Raw genomic sequence first — 20519 nt, forward strand, 5'->3', positions numbered from 1 at the left:
AGACGGTGAGCTGCGCGGAGACAGCGGACCGTTCAGAGGCGGTTGAGCGGATTCCCGGCGCTCGCTCGGTGTAGCGACCGGGCCCGAGCTTGGCGACCCGGGCCCATGGGTCAGGCGACCGTCAGCCGCAGGAGGGCGGCCACGGAAGCGGCCTCGGGCAGGCCGCGGCCGGCCGTGACGAGGGCCGCCACGCGGTCGGGGTCCAGTGCCCGCCCCGCGTTCGTGCGGAACTTCACCGCGAGCTCCTCCGGGGTCAGCGGATGTTCCGGGCCGCCGCGGGAGGAGTCGACCCGGTGCTCCAGCAGTGAGCCGTCGCGGAGCCGTACCCGCAGCACGGCCGCGAACGCGCGCGGGAAGATCTCCGTCGCCCGCTCGTCCGCCACGCAGCGCACCCGCTCGGCCAGCGCCAGCCGTTCGGGATCGAGGGCGGCGAAGTCGTCCAGCGACAGCCCCAGCCCGCCGCCGCCGTGCAGCGCCGCCGCGACCGTGTACGGCCCCGAGAACTTCGCGTGGTACGGCGAGCTCGGCTTGATCTTGTCGGCCCGGGGCTCCGCGATGGTACGCAGCACCGGAGCCGCGACCCCCAGTTCGACGTCCTCGATGTCGGCGGGGGACAGGCCGCCGGCACGCAGGGCGAGGGCGCAGTCGATGGCCGGATGGGTGAAGTGGTTCGTGGGATACGGCTTGTAGACCGTACGCAGGAGCTCCCACCGTTCGCCCAGGCCCGACAGCAGCGCCTCGGCGTCGAACCGGCCGTCGAGCCACGCCTGGAAGAAGCCGAACCGGCCCTCCAGCACCGTGGGCGGACCCGTCAGCCCCTCCAGCGCGAGCACGGCCGCCGTGACGCCCGAGTGGGCGGCCCAGCCGCAGTGCACCCGCTTGATCGTGCCGCCCGTACGGTTGGCCTCCAGCAGGCCGGCCCCCATACTGGCCGCCACCCCGACGGCGTGCGCGATGCCGTCGGCGCTCAAGTCGTACAGCAGCCCGGCCGCGACCGCCGCGCCGAGCGTGCCGCAGATCGACGTGGCGTGCTGCCCCTTCTCGAAGAACAGCGAGTTGCCCGCCTCCGGCAGGTAGGAGGCCATGCCGAGCCGGTTGCACACCTCGACGCCCGCCGCCACGGCCGCGATCAGCCGCTCGCCGGACGCGCCCGTGGCCTCCGCCGCGGCCAGTGCGGCGGGCACCACGGGGGCACTCGGATGCAGTACGGACGGCAGATGCGTGTCGTCGTAGTCGAGCGCGTGCGCCAGCGTGCCGTTGACCAGCGCCGCCGACGGTGCGGGCAGCCGGTCGCCGCTCCCGATCGCGGTCGCCTCCCCGGCCCCTTGCCAGCGCCGTACGGCCCGCAGCACGGCGGGGGCCGCGTCACCCTCCGGCTCCGCGTAGGCGGCCAGGCAGTTGCCGAGCACGTCGAGCACCCGGCCCGTCACGTCGTCGCGCACCTCGGCGGGCACGCCCCGATCCCGGCAATCCACGGCGAACTCCGCGAGCCGCTGAACGTGAGTGGTCAAGTCCGCTCCCAAGATCCGCTACCTGTGAACATGCGTGGTCAAGTCCGCTCCCGAGATCCGCTACCCGATCAGGCGATGACGGCGAGCGGGCGGACCGGGGCGCCCGTGGCTCCGACGATCGGCAGCGGGTTCAGTACCAGCAGGAACTCGCGTACTCCCGAGTCGAGCAGTTCGGCCAGCCGCATCGTCTCCACGATGTTGATGCCCGACTCCACCAGCATGATCCGGTGCACGGGGAGCGTGGCATGGCCGCGGCCCGCCGCGATGTGCTCGAACGCGATGGTCTCACCCCCCACCACACGCGGCCGGCGCGCGGCCAGCCAGCGGGCGGCATCGGCGCCCGGACCCGGAACGCCGTTCCGCTGACCGGCGAAGTCATCCCCCGACTCCCACAGCCGCGACCACCCGGTCCCGACCAGCACGGCGTCGCCCGCGCGGATCTCCAGCTCCCCGGCGGCCCGCTCCAGGTCGTCCGGGGTGACCTCGTACCCGGCGGGCAGCGTGGCCACCCCGTGCACGGCGGCCACGTCGAGCAGCACGCACCGGCCCACGAACGGCTCGAACCCGTCGATGCCCATGTCACTGAACCCCGCGTGCGACATCACCTCGGCCGCGGGCCGCCCGCCGTACAGGAGACCCTCCTGGGAGACGTGCGCAAGCGCGTCGACGTGCGTGCCGACGTGGCCGCCCGTGACGATGATCTCGTTGGCGGCCGAGCCGCCGTCGGGCCTGACCAGGTCGCCGTGCCGGCGTTCCAGCGCCATCCGGAATGGCGGGTGGTTGGGGGACTGCGGCATGCCTTTGCGCATCGGCTGCGCCAAGTCCAGCACGCGCGAGCCCTCCAGAGCCTTCCACAGCGACATACGATGGCTCCTTGTGTTCCAATAGTAGGAATGCTGTTTCCGACAGTACACACGATTCGCCGCGAAAGGCGCACCATGCCCAGCCAGACCGCCGCCACCGTCGAACGGGCCGCCGACATCCTCGTCCGGTTCGCCGAGGCGGGCACGGACACGCTCGGCGTCACCGAGATCGCCGAGAGCCTGGGCATGTCGAAGGCGGCGGTGCATCGGGTGCTGGCGTCGTTCAGGAGCCGGGGGTTGGTCGTACTCGACGAGGACAGCAGGCGCTACTCGCTGGGGCTGACGGCGATGCGGCTCGGCCTGGCCTACCTCGACCGCATCGACGTCCGCCGGCTGGCCGCGCCCGAACTGCCCGCCTTGTCGAGGCTCACCGGCGAGACCGCCACCCTGTCGATCCGGACCGGCGACACCCGCGTCTACATCGACCAGGCGACGCCAGAGCGGGAGGTGATCATGTCGGTCTCGCTCGGCGTGCCGTATCCGCTGCACGCGGGCGGGTCATCCAAGGCATTCCTGGCGTTCCTCTCAGAAGCGGATATCGCCCGCTATCTCGACCGCTCCCTGGAGAGCCTGACGCCCGCCACGGTCACCGACCCCGACCGCCTGCGCACCGACCTGACGCTCATCCGCCGCCGGGGCTACGCGATGTCGATCGCCGAACGGCAGAGCGGCGCGGCCTCCGTGGCGGCCCCCATCCTCGACCATCATGGCCGGCCGGCGGCGGTCATCAGCGTCTGCGGCCCGGCCGAACGCTTCATGGCCGAAGCCGACGCCTGCGCCGCCGCCCTCCTGCAGACCACCGACCGCCTGTCGGCCCACCTCGGCCACCACTGACCATCCTCAGCCCCCGCCCACAAAAGGGCCTCCGCTTCGCTCCGGACGTCCTTCTGAGGGCACCTTCGGCGCACAACGGGCTTCGCTTCCGGGCGCTTCGCGCTTGCGGGGCTCAGGCGTTGCTTCCAGTCGGGCCAAAGCCCCGACCCCTGCAGGGCCTCGCTTCGCTCGGACGCCCTCCCCAGGCAGGCTTCGCCTGCGAGAAACCTTGTTGACCATGGCCGCCATAAACGAATGGGCAGGTGCGGAACTCACGTTCTTGAGGAGTCGGGCTGTCGCGGTCAACGTAGGGCTACCGTGATCAAATAGCCCGCTATCGTGCTCGTCAGCCAAAAGCCCTACCGGCTATGCACCTGCCGTGAACCCGACCCGCATGGCCGGGCAAGGCCCCTGCGAGCTTCCAGTGCTCGCCACGATCCGCACCGATCTGCCACGACGGAAGACACGGTCGACACGAACGCGGGCCAGACGCGGGAAGCAGATCACGCCGCAAAGTAGCGCGTTTCCAGCAGGCCACAGCCAGTGACCATCGCCCACCGCGAGGTCTGGTCTCGGTCCGCGGGCGTTCGGGATGAGGCACGCGCTTGCCGCTCCGATGACCCGAACAGGATGTGTTCGCCCAGGTCGTGATGCTCGGGCGCGGGTACACCTGCTGAAGGAGCATGCCGGGCACACCGTGCTGGTTCGCGGCCTGCGCGTCCGGTCTCGTGGCCTACGGAGCCGGCCGCCACTCGGCCGCACGTCCCGCACTTCCTTCACACACCACATGCACACGTGATCACACCTCCGCTCAGGTACTCAGCTACGCAGAAGGAGATCGACCGATGGCCGCCAGTAACCTTGTTCTCATCGCCGGGGTCGGTGACGTGGGTCGCTCAGTCCTCGACCAACTGCGCGCGTGGGACGTGCCGGTGCGCGCGATGGTCCGCCACGACGATGATCGTGCGGCTGAGTTGCGTGCGCTCGGTGCGGAGGTGGTCATCGGCGATCTGACCCGGCCCGAGACCGTCGCGGCCGCCCTGGAGGGTGTCGGGCGGATGTACTTCGCGATGCCCGTGTCGCCGGACCAGCTGCTGGCGGCGACGGTGGTGGCCACCGTGGCGCGGGAGCAGGGGGAGCTGGCCTGCCTGGTCGACATGTCACAGATGACGGTGTCGCAGATGACCGCCACCAGCACCGCGGAGTCGCACCAGCAGCGGCTGCACTGGCTGACGGAGCAGGTACTGAACTGGTCGGGCCTGCCGGTGGTACACATCCGGCCGACGTCGTTCCTGGACAATCCGCTGTTCACCACGCTGGCGGCGCGATCGATCCGGGAGAACGGCACGATCGCGCTGCCGTTCGGCAGCGGGCGCACGTCGCCGATCGCCGCGTACGATGTCGCCCGGGTGGTCGCCACCGTGCTCCGCGACCCGGCTCCGCACGTTGGGCACGTCTACGAGCTGACCGGGCCACGTACGGTCAATATGACGGAGATGGCCGAGGAGTTCTCACACGCGTTGGGGCGTCCGGTGTCGTATGTGGACGTGCCGCTGGACCGGTGGCAGGTCGAGGTGCTCGCGAAGGCGGGCCTACCGCCGCACACCGAACAGCACATCGCCACCATGGCCCGGCTGCATCGCGAGAACCGCTACGACCGCGCCTCCGACGACGTCGAACACGTGACGGGCGTACCTGCCCAAACGATCGAGGCGTTCGTGGCCGCTCGCAGGGACTTCTACCTGGCCCCGGAGCCTTAGCTCAGACACCAGCGCAAAGTGGCAGTCAGGGCTTCGTGACGGCGGTCTTCTTCGGCTGCCGGGGCACGGTTTTGGTTTTGTCGAGACGATCGTTTGCTGACACTCAGAGGTCACTAGGCCGGTCGTTGTTGCACGGCGTCGGCGGTGGCCGCTGTTACGAGCTTGTTGACGACTGCCGTGGCCGGCGGGCCGAGGTCGCGGTCTGCGAACAGGAGATGCCCGCCACCGACCAGGGAAAGGGTGAGCGAGTCGATGTCGACGTCGGCCGCGATGCGGCCCAGTTCGCGCTCGTCCGAGAGATAAGCGGAGATCGCGGTCGTGGCCTGGGCGAGGATCGCGATGCCGCCTCCTGGCATGGCTTGCCGCAGCCGTGCGCGCAGCTCGTCGCGGAAGGTGATGAGCGGGATGATCGCCACCGCAATCGGTCCGAACAGGGTGGTCAGTGCGCTGGTGAGATTGTCGGCCACTGTGCCGGTGCCGGCGGACTCGCGCAGCGCACTCGCCTGTGTCTCGAGCTGCGCGGCCCGGTCGAGCACGAGGTCGGTGAGGAAGGCGTCGAAGTCGGCGAAGTGCCGGTGCAGGACGCCTTTGGCGCAGCCCGCCTCGTCGGTGACGGCCCGGCTGGTCAGCCCGTTCGGCCCGTCCCGCAGAAGCACGCGTTCGGCGGCGTCGAACAACTGCTGCCGCGCGTCGCGAAGGTGCATCCCAGTCGGCACTCACAGATCCTCTCATGCATCAACCCGCTGGCATCCGTTGTCAAGTGGGCATCCGCCCACTAAGGTGGGCGCATGCCCACTTTATCGCGAGAGCAACCAGAACCGTCCCCAGCGGAGCCGCACAAGGCCCGGCGGATGGCCGAGTCGTTCGGCGTGGACGCGCAACGCTACGACCAAGCCCGGCCCGGCTACCCCGACGCGTTGGTGACGCGGATCGTCGCCGGGAGCCCCGGGCCTGACGTGCTCGATGTCGGCTGCGGTACCGGTATCGCAGCCCGTCAGTTCCAGGCCGCCGGCTGCGCCGTGCTCGGCGTCGAGCCCGATGCGCGGATGGCCGACTTCGCGAGAGCCCGGGGCCTCCAGGTCGAGGTGGCGGCCTTCGAAGCCTGGCAGCCGGCCGGCCGGACGTTCGACGCGGTCATCGCCGCCCAGTCGTGGCACTGGGTGGATCCGGTCGCGGGCGCCGGGAAGGCGGCACGTGTGCTGCGTCCAGGAGGACGGCTGGCGATCTTTGGGCACGTGTACGAGCCGCCTGCCGAGGTGGCCGAACCATTCGCCGCCGCCTACCGGCGGGCGGCGCCCGACTCCCCGTTCAACGGCCAACCGGCCCGACGTCCGCTTGACCTCTACCAGGCGGTATACGCGAAGGTCGCTGACAAGATCCGCGAGACCGAACAGTTCGACGATCCCGAACAGTGGCGATTCGACTGGGAGCAGTCCTACACGCGCGACCAATGGCTGGACCTGCTACCCACCACCGGCGGCCTCACCCAACTCCGTCCCGATCAGCTGGCCGAGATACTGGACGCGGTCGGGAGCGCCATCGACTCCTTGGGTGGACGCTTCACGATGAACTACACCACGCTGGCCACGACCGCCGTGCGCGTCGGCACCTCCTGAGTCCATCCGCCAAGTCGCTGCCGACCTAGGAATCAACGGGGCCGTTCGACGCTCCGCCGGACGTCGGTGGAGTGCGGCCAGCCGCGTGGGCGGCCTCGTTGGCCACCGCTGGCCGCCATGCGTCTATGCGTGAGGAGCAACATCCGCGGGCCGCTCAGCGATGGTCGGTTATGCGTCGTGTACCTGTGCTTGTCACCGTGACAGTCGTGGCGATCATCGCGGTGTTCCTCGGATGTCTTGTGTTCCTGCCGACCTGGCTTGTCCAGCATGCCCTCGGGGAGCACGCCGCGGCGGCTCTCGCGGCGGCCGATCGACTCCAGGCGGAGAACGACGTGCGCTCGACCCTGCTCCAGGGACTTGGCGGCCTGCTGGCGCTCGGGGGCATCGCGCTGGGCGCGGTGGTGACGATGCGACAGGTCAGCACCAGCAGAGAGGGACAGTTCATCGACTTGTTCACCAAGGCCATCGAGCACTTGGCGAGCGAAAAGACCTCCGTCCGGCATGGCGGGGTGTACGCGATGGAGCAGATCGCTGAGACCGCGCCCCACTACCGCGGACACATCGCGGCGCTCCTGGCCTCCTTCATCCGGCAGCAGGCGCCATGGCCGCCGTCCGGACCCGCGCAGGCCGGCGCTGAGCTGGCCCTTCGCCATGGCGAGCTTCGTGATGATGTGGCCGGGGCGATCGCGGTCTTGGCCCGTCGCACCATGGTGGAGCCCGGAAGCAGCATCGAACTGGAGCAGGTGGACCTGCGCGGTGCGGACCTGGCCGGCTTCGACCTGAGCCGATTCTGCTTCGCCGGCGCCAATCTCGACCACGCGCTACTCGCCGGATGCGACTTGACCCGTACGACGTTCTCCAAGGCCAGCCTGAAGGGGACCGACCTGACCGGGGCTCGGCTCACCGAAGCCGACCTACGCGGCGCGGACCTGACCGGTGCCAACCTCGCCAACATCGTCGACCTGGAAACCGCCATGACCGATGGCGCCACCAAGGGGCTTCCGGTCCACCCTGCTTCCACCGAGAGCACGCGTCCTTGAAGACACCCGCTCGGAAGAGACCCGCCGGTCTGAACCCGAGCCATGTCCGCCCGAGTCCCCTCCCCGCGACCTCAGCCCGCACCATTGACGAAGATCGAATCGTGGCCATCAGGTCATGTCCGTCAGGCAGTCGGCGGAACTCGCTAGAAGCGCCTGGCGACCTCTCGGGCTCGCTCGTCGGCCTGCTTCCGCTCATCCTCATAAGACCCGGTCAACGTCGGATGGTGGCGGATCTCCTGAACGTCATCGACCCCGGCCCAGCGCAACCACCCGCCGAAGAACGTCGACTGGAAGTCACTCCCGAACTCGGCCCCGACCCCCGGCCCCCAGACCGCGCTGGTATAGACGACCGCGGCCCGCTTCCCGCTCAGCAGATGCTGGTAGCCGGTCTCCGGATCCACCCTGAACACCATGCCCGGCTGGCTGACCACGTCGATGAGCTGCTTGAGCTTGTACGGCACGCCCATGTTCCACATCGGCACGCTGAACAGATACCGGTCATAGGCATCGAACCACTCGAACGTCCGTACGGCCGCCTCCCAGGCCACCGCCTCCTCTCCTTCGGGCACACCCCCTCCGAACACGGTCATCTTGGCCTTCGCCGCGGCGGGCCCGAACTCCGGCAGACTCCCATCCCACAGATCGAAGTGGTCGACCTGCGCCCCGGGATGCGTGGCGAGGTACTCCTCGACGAAGGTCGAGGCGATGGCCAGCGAGATCGACTCCGCTCCTCTGGGGGAGGCGGAAATGTGCAGGATCGGCTTCATGACTGTCCCTTCCGGACTGCGGTCCGCTTATGGCGAGAACAATACGGACCGTGGTCCGTTTGGTCAAGCGCCGCGCGTGCACATGGCCGGGCCGGCAGACGCCGATGACGCGGTTGGTGCGGCGATCTGGCGGGCGGCACGGTGTGTGTCGTTGCGTTGCGGGCGTCGGGGCTCCGCTGTGACGGAGACCGACGGCCGACTGAGCCGACGACTCCCCCAGGGGGCACGCCGTCAACCGAGGATCAGGTGGCCACAACCCGAACGATCTCGCGAGGCCGTACCTCGCGCTCGTCATAGGCCAGATCGAGCTCCGCCTCCTGCACCGCGGCCAGCGAAGCGGCGAACGCCTCGTCCGACTCCCACCGCACGATCGAGATCACCGCGTCGTCGGACAGCCAGCATTCGGCCGACAGGCATCCTGGTGTGCCCCGGAACACCTCGGCGACCTGATGCACGCGTGCGATGAACTCCTCCCGGTGGGAGGCGTGCGGATAGTGGCTTGCGATCATTCCGACCTTCATACTGCTCTCCTCTGCCAGTTGCGTCCGATCAGCCGAATCAATGCCGGGTCCACGATCAGGTGGCGGAAGGGCCTGATCGCGGCCATGTAGGCCCTGCCGAACAGCCCGTTCGGCTTGACGAGCACGGCCATCTGCCCGTGGTAGCCGCCGAAGGAATCCGGCACCCAGCCGATGTGCATGACGGTGTGCACGGTCTTGTTGGCCAGCTCCGCCGCCCACTCGGTGCCGGTCAGATAGACCGAGGTGAAGGGCACGGCGACGGGGTCCGGCGCGGGTGGACCGTCACGCAGGTCGGCGGGCAGCCGATTGCGCAACGTCTCCACGCGCACGCCGACGCCGGTGTCCGGCCGGTCCCAGCCGAGCAGCTTGCCGATCCTCCAGCGCAGCGCGAACAGGGCCCGGGTGGTGCCGGAGAAACGGCCCTCGCCGGTGACCATCTGCCGCACCAGCCGTTCCAGGTCGCCGGGGCCGCCGGGTGTGGGCAGCTCCCATACGTCCTCGAGCCGGAAGTCGAGTGTCAGGGTGTGGATCCGCCAGGGCTGTGAAGTGTGGGCGGTGTCCGGGAGTCTCATGAGCGGGTGGCCTCCCATTCGGCCATCAGGAATCTCCTCCTATGTCAGCCAACATAGAATATGATTGATAGCATAGAGGAGGTGGCGTGACAACACGACGAGAGCAGACCAGCAACGAGAGCCGCGAGCTGATCCTCACCGCGGCGGCGGAGCTGTTCGCCGAGAAGGGCTACCGGCAGACGACCTTCATTGACGTGGCCCAACGCTCCGGGATCAGCAGGGGCTCCATCCCGTGGCACTTCGGCAGCAAGGAGGGCCTGCTGCTCGCCGTGCTCGAACGTTCGGTGGCGATGGTCCGCGACACTCTCGCCGAGGTGCCAGAGGAAGGCGAGGCGAGATTCGAGCAGCTGAACCTGGGCGCCGGCGCGATGTTCGCGCTCCCGACCACCAAGCTCTTCGTCACGCTCCTGGTCGAGGCGCTGGAGCCGGATTCACCCATCCGCGGCCGCTACGTCGAGATCCACAACTCTCTGCGCGAGCACTGCAGGCGCTGGCTGGAACGGTTGCCGCTTCCGCCGGGGGTGTCGGCCGAGGCGCTGGCCGTCGCGATCATCGGCGCCGGCATCGGCATCCACCAGCAGTGGCTGCTGGCGCCCGAGCGGGTCGATGCCGAGCAGGCGCTGGCCGCGCTCCGCGCTCTGGTGGCCGGGATCCTGCCGGCCGCAGGCGATCTCCCGCACGGGGGAGGGAACCGCCCCGCATAGCGGTGCTCGGGATCAGTGAGATCTGCGGTCGGAGTCACCGAGTTCGGTAAACCGGGCTTGGGTGTCGCGTGCCGACGGCGGTGACCGGTGGCCTCCCCATCGTGAGCCATTGCTTTCCCCCGTACAGGGGAGGGTGCCAGAGGCGGTCAGCGGCGGGGTGGGTCGATTCGGGCGCCATCGGGGGTGAAGATCATCAGACGGGCTTGGTCGACGGCCACCTTGGCCGGTTCGCCGGCGCGCCAGACCGGGCGTCCGCCCAGGCGGACGATGATGTCGGAGCGCCGGTGGGTGCCGCTGCCGACGTTCTGTCCTACCTGTTCCTGCTGCTCCCGCTCCTCTTCGCGCTGGGAGAACAGCCGGCGCACCAGCCCGCCGAGCCCGCCGGACCCGTTCTTGTCACCGTTGACCTTCGCGCGCCGGTCCGGCGGCTCGGGCACCGGTACAGCGGGCATGCCGCACTCGATGTAGGCGAGCCACTCGTGACCGTGGTACTCCAGTGCCCGCACGCGGCCGAAGAACGACGGTCCCTCGTACGACTCGGGCACAGGTGCCAGGCCGTCGGGGCGCATGCCGACCAGCACCTGGCCGCCCGTGTGCTGCGAGATGGCGTACGCCCGGGGATCGCTCCACGGGATCGTCAGCCGGTGCGGGCCGAAGTCGAGCAGGACGTACTGGTTCTGCGGCGTGCGCACCGTCGCGGTCAGGAGGTTCAGCTGCTGCGAGTTGAGGAACGCCGCCACGAAAGCCGTCGCGGGATCGTTGTAGATCTGCGCCGGGGTGCCCACGTCCTGCAGCACGCCGCGGTTGAGGATGGCGATCCGGTCGGCCAGCGTGAGCGCCTCGACCTGGTCGTGCGTGACGTAGATGGTGGTGACGTTCAGCGATCTGACCAGGGCGGAGATCTCCATGCGCAGCTCGGTGCGCATGCCGGCGTCGAGGTTCGACAGGGGCTCGTCCATGAGGAACAACTTGGGCTGGCGGACGATCGCCCGCCCCATGGCGACGCGCTGGCGCTGGCCGCCGGACAAGGTGCCAGGGCGGCGGTCCAGCGTGTCGTCGATGTGCAGCGCCTTGGACAGCTCGGTGACGCGCTCGCGCACCTGCGCCGGGTCCGACTTGGCGATCTCCAGGGGAAAGGCGATGTTGCCGCGTACTGTCCTGTGCGGGTAGAGGGCGCCGTTCTGGAACACCATGGCGACGTCGCGATCACGCGGGGCCAGGTGGTTGGCCAGTTGCCCGTCGAGCCAGAGGTCCCCTTCGGTGATCTCCTCGAGACCGGCGATCATCCGGAGTAGCGTGGATTTGCCGCAACCCGAGGGTCCGAGCAGAACGAGGAACTCGCCATTTTCGGCCTTCAGGCTCAGTCGGTCTACCGCCAGGTAGTCACCGGGGTACACCTTGGTCACTTTGTCGAGAACGACCGAGCTCATGGGCCCAACACCTTGCGCACGTGTCACCTGTGACGGGGCTGATTGAAGGGGTAGTACATCGCGCCTTAACGCTACATGTCCACCCTTGTGATAAAAGATCTCCGCCCAATCGAGTTTCGGTTAGGGGTTTAGGACATCCGATGGCGCAAATTTCCGGAAAAACGAGGCCATGGAAGGGCTTGCGTAAACTTGCGGCAAGGGCTTTCATTGTCGGGACCGTCTAGGGTTACGGAGCATGATCAGGGGGTGGCGCGAGGCCGTGGCCTATCACGTGTACAGGCGCGGCTTCGCCGGCGGTGACGTCCCGCGCGCGCCACGTCCGGCGGCTCCTCGGCGGAAAGTAAAGTGGCGGCCATGACCGGTCACGCGCGCCTCGCCGACATCGCCGCCCAGGCCGGTGTGAGCGAGGCCACGGTCAGCCGGGTGCTCAACGGCAAGCCCGGCGTCTCCGCCGCCACCCGCCAGGCCGTGATGACCGCGCTCGACCTCATGGGCTACGAACGGCCGCCCCGGCTGCGGCAGCGCAGCAACGGGCTCGTCGGCCTGGTGACGCCCGAGCTCGACAACCCGATCTTCCCGGCGTTCGCCCAGTCCATCGAGAAGGCGCTGACCCAGCACGGCTACACACCCGTGCTCTGCACGCAGATGCCGGGCGGCGCGCCCGAGGACGAGTTCACCGAACTGCTGGTGGACCGTGGGGTGAGCGGCATCGTGTTCGTGTCGGGGCTGCACGCCGACACCACCGCCCGGATGGACCGTTACACCAGGCTCACCGATCGAGGGCTGCCGATCGTGCTGGTCGACGGCTACAGCGAGCACATCGACGCGCCGTTCATCTCGCCCGACGACCGGCTCGCCGCGCGGCTGGCCGTACAGCATCTCGTGGACCTCGGACACGAGCGGATCGGGTTGGCGCTGGGGCCGCGCAGGTTCGTGCCCGTGATCAGGAAGATCGAGGGTTACCGGCAGGCTATGGCCCAGCTCCTGGGGACGAGCGCCGTCGACGAGCTGATCGCGCACTCGTTGTTCTCCGTCGAGGGTGGGCAGGCGGCGGCCATGCAGCTCCTGTCCCGCGGCTGCACCGGCATCGTGTGCGCGAGCGACCTGATGGCGCTGGGGGCGATCCGCGCCTGCCGCGAGAAGGGGCTGGCCGTGCCGGGGGAGGTGTCGGTGGTCGGCTTCGACGACTCGCCGCTGATCGCGTTCACGGATCCGCCGCTGACGACCGTGCGCAAGCCGATCGGCGCGATGGCCACGGCCGCGGTGCAGACCCTGCTCGAAGAGGTCAACGGCGCTCCCGCCAAGCACGTCGAGCTCATCTTCCAGCCCGAACTGGTCGTCCGCGGCTCCACCGGCTCCGGCCCGCTGGTGAACCGATGACCCGCCGCCAGACGATCCGGTGATCCGCGACGTCCTGGTCCTCGGCGGTGCCGGGGTCGACACCACCGTGTACGTGCCCACGCTGCCCCTGCCGTACGAGGACACCTACGCCGTCCCGCCCGTGATCGACCGGATCGGCAACACCGGCGCCGGTGTCGCGCTCGGTTGCGCGGCGCTCGGGCTCGACGTCGCGTTCGCCGACCTGATCGGCGATGACCCGCAGGGCGCGCTGATCCGCCACGCGCTGCGCGGCCTCGACTTCGCCTGGGCGCAGGCGGCGGCGGGCACCCGGCGCAGCGTCCTGCTGGTCGGTCCGGACGGCCGCCGCACCTCGCTGTTCGACCCCAGGACCACGCCCGGCGAGCGGCTCCCGCGCCACCTCTACACGGGCGTCGAAGCGCGGCACGCGCACGTGTCGATCACCGACTTCTGCCGCCACGTGTACCCGGACCTCGACATGCCGCTCTCCACGGACCTCCACGACTGGAACGGCGTCGACGACTACCACCAGGACTTCGCCTACCGCTCCGACCTCGTCTTCCTCTCGGCCACCGCGCTCGCCGACCCGGCCGCGACCATGGCCGGCATCATCGAACGCGGCCGTGCCCACACGGTCGTCTGCACTCGCGGCGCCGAGGGCTGCCTGGTCCTCACCCGCGACACACCGCTGCGCGCCTTCCCGGCCGCGCCGCTGCCCGGCCCGGTCGCCGACAGCAACGGCGCGGGCGACGCGTTCGTCTCCGGCTTCCTGTACGGCCGGCTCCGCGGGCTGCCGCTGGAGCGGTGCGTACGGCTCGGCGCCACCGCCGGAGCCCACGCCTGCACCGTCCTCGGCACCCACGAGTCCCCGATCACCGAGCCGACCCTGCTGAGCCGCGCGTAGGCTCGCGGTTCAGGCTGGTACACGTCCTAGCGATACTCCGAGATGGCGTTCTGGCCGATCGCCCACAGGGGCTTCCCGCTGGGGAGCGAGGTCATCGCGGTCACCGGGGCGGCGGGGGTGACCCGTGACCAACGCCCGCCCGCCTCCGCCAGTAGCCGGTAGCTGTCCTTCCCGGGATCGGAGCTGAACCGATGGCAGGCCACCCACACCACGCCACCACTGTCGCGGGCGATCCCGGTCAACCGCCCGCCGTCAAGGGCGACCGCCCGCCAGGCCGTGCCGTTCCACCGGTACGACAGCGGACGGAACGTACCGTCCGCCGTCTCGTAGCCGCCCACGGCCCACACGTCGTCGGCGGCCACGGCCAGCACGGCATCGAGCCGCGACTCGAACGAGCCGGGCAACGACGGCGCGGGTAGAGGCATCCGCTGCCAGGAGCGGCCGTCGAAGTGCGCCACGGCGGGCTCCGACTGCGCGGAAGTGTCGTCCGGCACCGGGTCCGCCTCCCCGACCGCCCAGATGTCCTGGGGCGAGCGCGCGAAGGCGGCGTGCGTGACGATGGGGATCGCCTGGCTGGTCCAGCGTTGCCCGTCGAAGTGCCGTGCCCACCCGTCACCGAACGTCCACACCTGCCCACCACGCAGCGCGATCACCTCGGACGGACTCGCGGCCTCGTCGGAGGTGTCCACCGGATCGGGGACGAACGACCAGCGCCGGCCGTCGAAGTGCAGCAGTCCGGACTCGCCTCCCTCCTGGTCCTCGGCGATGACCCATACATTGCCGGGGTCCGATGCGTCCACTTTGGTGAGCGTGACGTGCCGGGCCGGTTTCGGCAGCTCCTTCACCAGCCGTCGCCAGCGCTTGCCGTCCCAGCGGACCAGCAACGCCTCGTGGCCGTCGGTGCCGAAGGTCCGCTCGCCGACCGCCCACGCGTCGCTCTCGCTCGTGGCCGTGATGTCCAGGAAGTCGGCCCCGTAGTCCAGCCCCTTCTGCCGGTAGACCACCCGCCAGCGACCCTGAGGGTGGGTGGCGACCGGGGTGCCGCTCGCCTTCACCGAGGGAGTCTCGGGTCTTGTTGGTGCGCCGGCCGTACATCCGGCCAATGTCAGCACCGCCAAGGTGACGACTACCAGTCGCGGGGCCATCCTGCCTCTTCCCTTAGGAGGAGGGCCGGAAGACGGAACCGGACCTCTCCGCACCCGCCAGGGCACCGACACACCGGTAGACCCGTATCCCCTGATCGAACTGCGCCGACGAAGGCGGCTTCACATCCGCGAGCCACTTGCCGTCGGCGATGTTCTTGGCCGCGCCGTACCGCGTGGCCAGCAGGACGGCCGTGGAGCAGACCTTCTTCACCATGGGGTGTCTCGCCAGATCACGCTGGTCAAAGGTGACGGAGTCCGCCGGAAGCGGGGCGATCGCGAACGTCTCCCAGGAATGGGTCTCCTCACAACCAAGCCGCCTCGCCGTCGTGTCGCCCGCGGAGATGACCATGCCGGCCCAGCACTCGGACTCCCTGACGCACGACGCGTTCGCCCCGGGGACAGCGGATGCGGGGCATCCTTTGGTGTAGGTCTCCACGCCGAGGGTCCGGGTGGCCGCCGGGGTCTTCCGCGCGGTCGTTCCGGTCGCTTGCGGGGCTTGCCCCGTTTCTGGCCCGCGGGTGAAGTGCTCATAGATGACCACCCCCGCGCCCGTCGCCAGGACCAGCGCACAGGCCGACACGATCACAAGGAACACCCTGGAGACGCCCCGGGGAGCGACGGGCTCAACGGTGTCGTCCCGCCGGACATCCCGGCCGCCGCCACTCCGCCGTCTACGCCCCGCGGGGCGGCTGACGGACCGGCTGTTGAAGTTGCCGGCATGACCAGGCCCAGGCGGGCCGACCGGCTGCGATGCGGCGTACTCCATCTGGTACGGATCGGCCGGCCTAATGGCACCTGGCGCGCCCAACGGGACGCTGTTCGGCGATCCGGCCCGTAGCGGATCAGCGCCCTGCGACCTCGGATCCGAGCCCGACCACACCGGGCTTGAGCCTGACCGCATCGGGTCTGAGCCTGACCGCATCGGGTCTGAGCCTGACCGCATCGGGTCTGAGCCTGATCGCATCGGGTCGGAGTCGAGTCGCAGGGCGGTCAGCGCGTCGCGAAAGGCGGCGGCGCTCGGCGTCCGCTGGTGCGGGTCGCTGACGAGTGCCTGACGCAGAACCGCCGTCAGCGCCGGCGGCACACCGGGAATGTCGGGAACCGGGAGGCGATGCATCGCCAGCACCATCGCCAGGTTCGGCACCCCGCTCTCCGGAAAGCGTGGCGGACGCCCGGACAGCAGCGCGTACAGCGTGGCCGCGAGTGAATAGACGTCACCGGCAGCGCTCGGCTCGGCGAGCTCGAACGCCTCCGGAGGGGCGTAGGCGGGCGTCAGCGACTCCCGCGTCACCGACGCGTCGGGCCCCGAGTCGGGCATCGTGGCCAGCCCGAAGTCGGACAGCGCCACATGCCCGTAGCGGTTGAGCAGCAGATTGGCGGGCTTGACGTCGCGATGAAGCACGCCTTGGGCGTGCGCCGCGGCCAGCGCGTCGGCGATCCGCATCCCGGCGTCCCGCACCGCGTCCGGCCGCAGGCGCTGACCGGAGAGCGACCCGCCGGGACAGAGTTCGAGCACCATGTACGGCCGGCCGTCCGGAAGCAGCCCGGCATCGTAGACGGGGACGACATGGGGATGCCCCGACAGCGCGCCGGCCGCGGTGACCTCGCGCATGAAGCGGCGCCTGTCGCGGTCGGAGAGCAGCACCCGGTTGTCCACCTTGAGCGCCACCTCCCGACCGACGGCGGACTGGAGCGCGAGGTAGACGATCCCGAAGCCACCCTGCCCCAGCACGCCCCGGATCTCATAGCCGGGAACCGATATTTCGGACACGCGCGAGAGCGTAGCGTGTCCTCGTACGCGTCATGCGGTGTCGGCGGGGCCGCCTGTGTTGACACCAGCGCTTCCACCGTGTTTCGATGATCAACCTCTCCGCGCCCGGTTGGAGCAAGCGACGATGGTGGAGATTCATCCGGCCGCGCCGGATCTCGTCAATCCGTGGCGCCTGGGCTGGGAAAAACGGCTCCATGCCAGATATGAGGCTTGGGGATATGGCGCCGGCGATATCGCCGAGGCCGTCGAAACCTCCACCGTCAGATGGCGTGAAGCAGCTGACTCCGCCCTTTTCGCCATCATGGCGAACGGGTGCCCAGTGGGTTTCGTCGCGGTGGAGGCGGCAGCCGACGAAGGATTCGTGCATGACATCTGGATCGCCGCCACCGATCGTGAGCAAGGATACGGAACGGCCGCGTTGAAGCACGCGGAGAGTTGGTGTGCCGATCGTGGCGTCAAGGTAGTGAACGCCGGTGTCAACGGCTCGGACCCAGCGCACCTGGCATTGTTCCGCGATTATTCCGTGCAGATGCAGACCATGACCAAAACCATCGGCGCCTGCCCTGCTCCCACCGACGGCCCGCTTGACCGGAAACCGCGAGCGGATGAGTTCCGGGTATGGCTGGAGCGCGAGGCAACCGACTACGGCAAGAGCTTGGAGGCCGAAGGTCTATCGCCCCAGGAGGCGCGGGACGAGGGCCGCCTCGCCCTCGACCGGGAGCTGCCCAAGGGTATGGACACGCCCGGTCACTCCTTCCACGTGATCGAATCCGCGGGCGAGGTCATCGCGTCCATCTGGATTCAACTTGATCGCTGGGCGGGCCGCGCTTTTGTTTTCTCGGTATGGGTCGAGGAAACCTGTCGCGGCCATGGGTACGGTCATGCGCTCATGCGAGTGGGGGAGCAGGTGGCGGCTCGGCACGGCAATCACCTGCTGGCGTTGAACGTTTTCCCCGCCAACGAGGAGGCCGTTCAACTGTATGCCACTCTTGACTACCGGGTCGAAGAGCAGGTTCGCGGCAAAATGCTTTAGCTACGGGTGCTGGCGAATCAGTCAACGCCTCTCCGCCGCCCGGAGCCGAGCCGCCCGTCGTCATCACCAACCCGCGTGATGACGTTGCGATCATCCAGTACCTGCACACCGCGACCGATCCACGCCTGGACGGGGGGACTGGCCCTCTTCGCCGACGTCAACCATCTAAATCAGGAGTCTTGGTGCGGGCTCAGGGAGACGCCGCCGGACGGCGAGACCGTGTCGCCCTGGGGCCGCCTGTCATGCCATGGTGCTGGACCCTAGGATCCGAGACGTGGCCAGATACTTCGATCTTCACCCGGACAATCCCCAGCCTCGCCTGATCAGCCAGATCGCCGAGATCCTGCGGGCGGACGGGCTCATCGCCTACCCCACCGACTCGTGCTATGCCCTTGGATGCCGACCGGGCAACAAGGAGGGCCTCGACCGGATCAGGGAGATCCGCGGCCTTGGCAGCGACCACCACTTCACCCTGATATGCCGTGACTTCGCCCAATTCGGTCAGTTCGTTCACCTGAGCAATGCGCTGTTCCGCCAGGTCAAGGCGGCGACTCCCGGCGGTTACACGTTCATTCTGCCCGCGACCAAGGAGGTGCCGCGGCGGCTGCTGCATCCCCGGAAGAAGACGGTCGGCGTTCGCATCCCTGATCACGTCGTCACCCAGGCGCTGCTGGCCGAGCTCGGCGAACCGCTGGTGTCCAGCACCCTGCTGCTGCCCGACGAGACCGAACCTTCGACGCAGGGCTGGGAGATCAAGGAGCGGCTCGACCACGTGGTGGACGCGGTCATCGACTCCGGCGAATGCGGCGCCACCCCGACGACCGTCATCGACTTCTCGCAGGATGAACCCGAGATTCTCCGCCGGGGCACGGGAGACACGTCCCTGTTCGAATAGGCGATGGCAGTGGTCTCGCCGACCGTGATCTCCAGGCCGAGTTCGACGTCTGAGGGCGGGGCCGCCGGCCGAGGCGCTCTAAGGTCGGACTCGTGAACCTCACCGGTTTGTGGGCGCGGGTGGTGGCGGCCACGCCGCGCGTTCCGCCCGCCTACGCGGCCGTGGGCGGGGGAACGGTCTCCCTGGCGATCACCGCCTACTATCCGCTGACGGGCACCCTTGGCGGCGCCACGTTCTGGCTGCTGATCGAGGTTCCGGCGCTGCTCGCCCTGACCATGTTCGCGGCCCGCCGCGCGCCTGTCGCCGCTCTCGTACCTGGTCTCGCGGTTTCGATCATCCTGCTGCGCATGGTCTGGCCCGGGCCGCTCTCGTTGGTTCTGGCCGGCTGTGCGGGCTGGTCGCTCGGGGCGGTGGGGGCCGCCGCGGCTGGGCTCTATCTGCGTTCGCTCGACGGGAACCGGCGCCGGGCGGTGGTGCGGGCCGTACGGGATCAGCAGCTCGCTCTGGCTCGTGACCTGCACGATTTCGTAGCGCACGATGTCAGCGGCATGCTCGTACAGGCACAGGCGGCCCGGCTCGCGCCAGGGCTGCCGCCGCAGATCGAGGACGCCCTGCGGCGTATCGAGGAGGGCGGCCAGCGGGCCCTGGCCTCGCTCGATCGTACGGTCCACATGCTCAACGAACCCGCCAGAGGTCCCGCACCCGGCATCGACGGGCTGCGGGACCTCGCCGACGGGTTCTCGCCGACCGTCCGGGTGAATCTCTTCGTCGAGGTGGAGCAGATCTCGCGCGAGGCGTCGGCGACCGCCTACCGGGTGGTGACGGAGGCGCTGACCAACGTACGCAGGCACGCGCCGCGGGCGACCACTGTCGACATCGCGGTGACGAGAGACCAGGACATGGTCCACATCAGGGTGGACGATGATGGCAGCGGTGGCCGGCCGGAGGCCGGCGAACGCGGGAGTCGCTTCGCCGAGCACGGTCGCAACGGCGGCTTCGGCCTGGCGGGCCTCGCCGAGGTGCTCGAGACGGTCGGCGGCTCCCTTTCCGCGGGTCCCCATGGCAGCGGCTGGCGCGTCATGGCGGTCGTTCCCGTCTGAGTCCGAAGCCGCGGGCCGGAGGTGGGATGGTGGGGTGACGTACGCGCGGCTGGAAGGGGGGAAGGACATGCGACCGGCGGGGGCGACTCGGGTTCTCATCGCGGACGATCAGGATGATGTACGGATCGGGTTCCGGCTCATTCTCGACTCGCAGCCCGATATGACGGTCGTGGGCGAGGCGGCCGACGGCCGGGCGGCCGTGGAGCTCGCCCGGCATCTCAAGCCGGATGTCGTACTCGCCGACATCCGGATGCCCAAGCTCGACGGGCTTGAGGTCACCAGGGTGCTCGCGCAGGAGACGCGGGTGATCGTGGTGACCACGTTCGACCTCGATGACTATGTGCACACCGCACTACGCAACGGCGCTTGCGGGTTCCTGCTGAAACGGTCGGGGCCGACGCTGCTCATCGAGGCCATTCGCGCCGCCATGGCCGGGGACACCCTCATCAGCCCGCAGGTCACCGTGCGGCTGCTGCGCCACCTCCGCGAATCCAGGCCGGAGCCGCTCGGGGAGCCGCTCACGGAGCGGGAAGTGGAGATCGCGCGATTGGTCGCGCACGGGCGTACCAATGGTGAGATCGCCGCCGAGTTGTTCATCAGCGCCGGCACGGTGAAGACGCATGTGGCCAATGTCCAGCGCAAGGTGGGAGCGGCGAATCGGGTCGGGATCGCGGCCTGGGCGTGGAACTCGGGGACCACCTGAAGGCATGCCAGT

Annotated in this window: 20 protein-coding genes; 11 read left to right on the top strand and 9 right to left on the bottom strand. The window is 69.3% G+C overall.

The annotated features are described in order from the left end of the window. Nucleotides 1-110: 110 nt before the first annotated feature. Both AB0F17_RS56190 and AB0F17_RS56195 read right to left on the bottom strand, forming a co-directional pair. The gene (locus tag AB0F17_RS56190) at nucleotides 111-1511 is read right to left on the bottom strand and encodes an MmgE/PrpD family protein (protein WP_358042346.1); all 1401 of its coding nucleotides are present in this window, start codon (nucleotides 1509-1511) and stop codon (nucleotides 111-113) included. A 68-nt stretch (nucleotides 1512-1579) separates the two neighbouring features. Next, entirely contained in the window at nucleotides 1580-2374 is a 795-nt protein-coding gene (locus AB0F17_RS56195) for a cyclase family protein (RefSeq protein WP_219535217.1), read from the bottom strand. Between the two features lie 75 nt (nucleotides 2375-2449). Here AB0F17_RS56195 and AB0F17_RS56200 point away from each other — a divergent pair, with 75 nt between their 5' ends. Further along, the gene (locus tag AB0F17_RS56200; RefSeq protein ID WP_358042349.1) at nucleotides 2450-3208 is read left to right on the top strand and encodes an IclR family transcriptional regulator; all 759 of its coding nucleotides are present in this window, start codon (nucleotides 2450-2452) and stop codon (nucleotides 3206-3208) included. Nucleotides 3209-4032: 824 nt separating this feature from the next. Then, nucleotides 4033-4947, top strand: coding sequence for an NmrA family NAD(P)-binding protein (locus AB0F17_RS56205; protein ID WP_358042352.1), 915 nt, complete (start codon nucleotides 4033-4035; stop codon nucleotides 4945-4947). Nucleotides 4948-5060: 113 nt separating this feature from the next. Here AB0F17_RS56205 and AB0F17_RS56210 read toward each other — a convergent pair whose 3' ends face one another. Continuing rightward, nucleotides 5061-5663 (bottom strand): TetR/AcrR family transcriptional regulator, encoded by a 603-nt coding sequence (locus AB0F17_RS56210; RefSeq protein WP_358042355.1) that lies wholly within the window; start codon nucleotides 5661-5663, stop codon nucleotides 5061-5063. Between the two features lie 72 nt (nucleotides 5664-5735). Here AB0F17_RS56210 and AB0F17_RS56215 point away from each other — a divergent pair, with 72 nt between their 5' ends. Together AB0F17_RS56215 and AB0F17_RS56220 are read left to right on the top strand one after the other, a co-directional pair. Continuing rightward, complete coding sequence (locus tag AB0F17_RS56215; protein WP_358042358.1) at nucleotides 5736-6563, top strand: class I SAM-dependent methyltransferase; 828 nt, start codon at nucleotides 5736-5738, stop codon at nucleotides 6561-6563. A gap of 206 nt (nucleotides 6564-6769) precedes the next feature. Continuing rightward, on the top strand, nucleotides 6770-7603 hold the full coding sequence (locus tag AB0F17_RS56220; RefSeq protein ID WP_358042361.1) for a pentapeptide repeat-containing protein: 834 nt from the start codon (nucleotides 6770-6772) through the stop codon (nucleotides 7601-7603). 143 nt (nucleotides 7604-7746) lie between these two features. On the opposite strand, the gene AB0F17_RS56225 is transcribed toward AB0F17_RS56220, so the two are convergent. The 3 genes from AB0F17_RS56225 to AB0F17_RS56235 form a co-directional block, all read right to left on the bottom strand. Beyond that, a complete protein-coding gene (locus AB0F17_RS56225) occupies nucleotides 7747-8370 on the bottom strand; it encodes an NAD(P)H-dependent oxidoreductase (RefSeq protein WP_358042364.1) in 624 nt (207 codons plus the stop codon). Between the two features lie 242 nt (nucleotides 8371-8612). Continuing rightward, nucleotides 8613-8891, bottom strand: coding sequence for an antibiotic biosynthesis monooxygenase (locus tag AB0F17_RS56230; RefSeq protein ID WP_358042367.1), 279 nt, complete (start codon nucleotides 8889-8891; stop codon nucleotides 8613-8615). Then, the gene (locus tag AB0F17_RS56235; RefSeq protein ID WP_358042370.1) at nucleotides 8888-9463 is read right to left on the bottom strand and encodes a DUF2867 domain-containing protein; all 576 of its coding nucleotides are present in this window, start codon (nucleotides 9461-9463) and stop codon (nucleotides 8888-8890) included. The genes AB0F17_RS56230 and AB0F17_RS56235 overlap by 4 nt, the downstream gene beginning before the upstream one ends. 86 nt (nucleotides 9464-9549) lie before the next feature. Between AB0F17_RS56235 and AB0F17_RS56240 the strand changes: the two genes are divergently transcribed. After that, nucleotides 9550-10167, top strand: coding sequence for a TetR/AcrR family transcriptional regulator (locus AB0F17_RS56240; RefSeq protein WP_358042373.1), 618 nt, complete (start codon nucleotides 9550-9552; stop codon nucleotides 10165-10167). A gap of 146 nt (nucleotides 10168-10313) precedes the next feature. Here the strand turns inward: AB0F17_RS56240 and AB0F17_RS56245 are convergent, their stop codons facing one another. Then, nucleotides 10314-11597 carry an ATP-binding cassette domain-containing protein gene (locus AB0F17_RS56245; RefSeq protein ID WP_358042376.1) on the bottom strand — a complete coding sequence of 428 codons (1284 nt, stop codon included), beginning with the start codon at nucleotides 11595-11597 and terminating at the stop codon, nucleotides 10314-10316. Nucleotides 11598-11951: 354 nt separating this feature from the next. Here AB0F17_RS56245 and AB0F17_RS56250 point away from each other — a divergent pair, with 354 nt between their 5' ends. Then, nucleotides 11952-12977, top strand: coding sequence for a LacI family DNA-binding transcriptional regulator (locus AB0F17_RS56250; protein ID WP_358042379.1), 1026 nt, complete (start codon nucleotides 11952-11954; stop codon nucleotides 12975-12977). A 19-nt stretch (nucleotides 12978-12996) separates the two neighbouring features. Then, nucleotides 12997-13860, top strand: a complete 864-nt coding sequence (locus tag AB0F17_RS56255; RefSeq protein ID WP_358042382.1) for a PfkB family carbohydrate kinase — start codon at nucleotides 12997-12999, stop codon at nucleotides 13858-13860. Between the two features lie 26 nt (nucleotides 13861-13886). Here AB0F17_RS56255 and AB0F17_RS56260 read toward each other — a convergent pair whose 3' ends face one another. Both AB0F17_RS56260 and AB0F17_RS56265 read right to left on the bottom strand, forming a co-directional pair. Then, complete coding sequence (locus AB0F17_RS56260) at nucleotides 13887-14915, bottom strand: hypothetical protein (protein ID WP_358042385.1); 1029 nt, start codon at nucleotides 14913-14915, stop codon at nucleotides 13887-13889. A gap of 103 nt (nucleotides 14916-15018) precedes the next feature. Further along, on the bottom strand, nucleotides 15019-16776 hold the full coding sequence (locus tag AB0F17_RS56265; protein WP_358042388.1) for a protein kinase: 1758 nt from the start codon (nucleotides 16774-16776) through the stop codon (nucleotides 15019-15021). A gap of 124 nt (nucleotides 16777-16900) precedes the next feature. On the opposite strand from AB0F17_RS56265, the gene AB0F17_RS56270 reads away from it, so the two are divergent. From AB0F17_RS56270 to AB0F17_RS56285, 4 genes are all read left to right on the top strand, one after another. Further along, complete coding sequence (locus AB0F17_RS56270; RefSeq protein ID WP_358042391.1) at nucleotides 16901-17809, top strand: GNAT family N-acetyltransferase; 909 nt, start codon at nucleotides 16901-16903, stop codon at nucleotides 17807-17809. A 247-nt stretch (nucleotides 17810-18056) separates the two neighbouring features. After that, a complete protein-coding gene (locus AB0F17_RS56275) occupies nucleotides 18057-18704 on the top strand; it encodes an L-threonylcarbamoyladenylate synthase (protein WP_358042394.1) in 648 nt (215 codons plus the stop codon). Between the two features lie 92 nt (nucleotides 18705-18796). After that, nucleotides 18797-19804 carry an ATP-binding protein gene (locus tag AB0F17_RS56280; RefSeq protein ID WP_358042397.1) on the top strand — a complete coding sequence of 336 codons (1008 nt, stop codon included), beginning with the start codon at nucleotides 18797-18799 and terminating at the stop codon, nucleotides 19802-19804. Between the two features lie 67 nt (nucleotides 19805-19871). Then, complete coding sequence (locus AB0F17_RS56285; protein WP_358042400.1) at nucleotides 19872-20507, top strand: response regulator transcription factor; 636 nt, start codon at nucleotides 19872-19874, stop codon at nucleotides 20505-20507. Nucleotides 20508-20519 lie beyond the last annotated feature (12 nt).

It is taken from the genome of Nonomuraea sp. NPDC026600, from assembly GCF_040638335.1.
In the GTDB taxonomy this organism is placed as follows: domain Bacteria; phylum Actinomycetota; class Actinomycetes; order Streptosporangiales; family Streptosporangiaceae; genus Nonomuraea.

Bases quoted from the DNA above. Each gene is read 5' to 3' on its own strand.
- AB0F17_RS56195 (WP_219535217.1), bottom strand. From the start codon at position 2,374: ATGTCGCTGTGGAAGGCTCTGGAGGGCTCGCGCGTGCTGGACTTGGCG.
- AB0F17_RS56200 (WP_358042349.1), top strand. From the start codon at position 2,450: ATGCCCAGCCAGACCGCCGCCACCGTCGAACGGGCCGCCGACATCCTC.
- AB0F17_RS56205 (WP_358042352.1), top strand. From the start codon at position 4,033: ATGGCCGCCAGTAACCTTGTTCTCATCGCCGGGGTCGGTGACGTGGGT.
- AB0F17_RS56215 (WP_358042358.1), top strand. From the start codon at position 5,736: ATGCCCACTTTATCGCGAGAGCAACCAGAACCGTCCCCAGCGGAGCCG.
- AB0F17_RS56225 (WP_358042364.1), bottom strand. From the start codon at position 8,370: ATGAAGCCGATCCTGCACATTTCCGCCTCCCCCAGAGGAGCGGAGTCG.
- AB0F17_RS56230 (WP_358042367.1), bottom strand. From the start codon at position 8,891: ATGAAGGTCGGAATGATCGCAAGCCACTATCCGCACGCCTCCCACCGG.
- AB0F17_RS56235 (WP_358042370.1), bottom strand. From the start codon at position 9,463: ATGAGACTCCCGGACACCGCCCACACTTCACAGCCCTGGCGGATCCAC.
- AB0F17_RS56245 (WP_358042376.1), bottom strand. From the start codon at position 11,597: ATGAGCTCGGTCGTTCTCGACAAAGTGACCAAGGTGTACCCCGGTGAC.
- AB0F17_RS56250 (WP_358042379.1), top strand. From the start codon at position 11,952: ATGACCGGTCACGCGCGCCTCGCCGACATCGCCGCCCAGGCCGGTGTG.
- AB0F17_RS56270 (WP_358042391.1), top strand. From the start codon at position 16,901: ATGGTGGAGATTCATCCGGCCGCGCCGGATCTCGTCAATCCGTGGCGC.
- AB0F17_RS56275 (WP_358042394.1), top strand. From the start codon at position 18,057: ATGGTGCTGGACCCTAGGATCCGAGACGTGGCCAGATACTTCGATCTT.
- AB0F17_RS56285 (WP_358042400.1), top strand. From the start codon at position 19,872: ATGCGACCGGCGGGGGCGACTCGGGTTCTCATCGCGGACGATCAGGAT.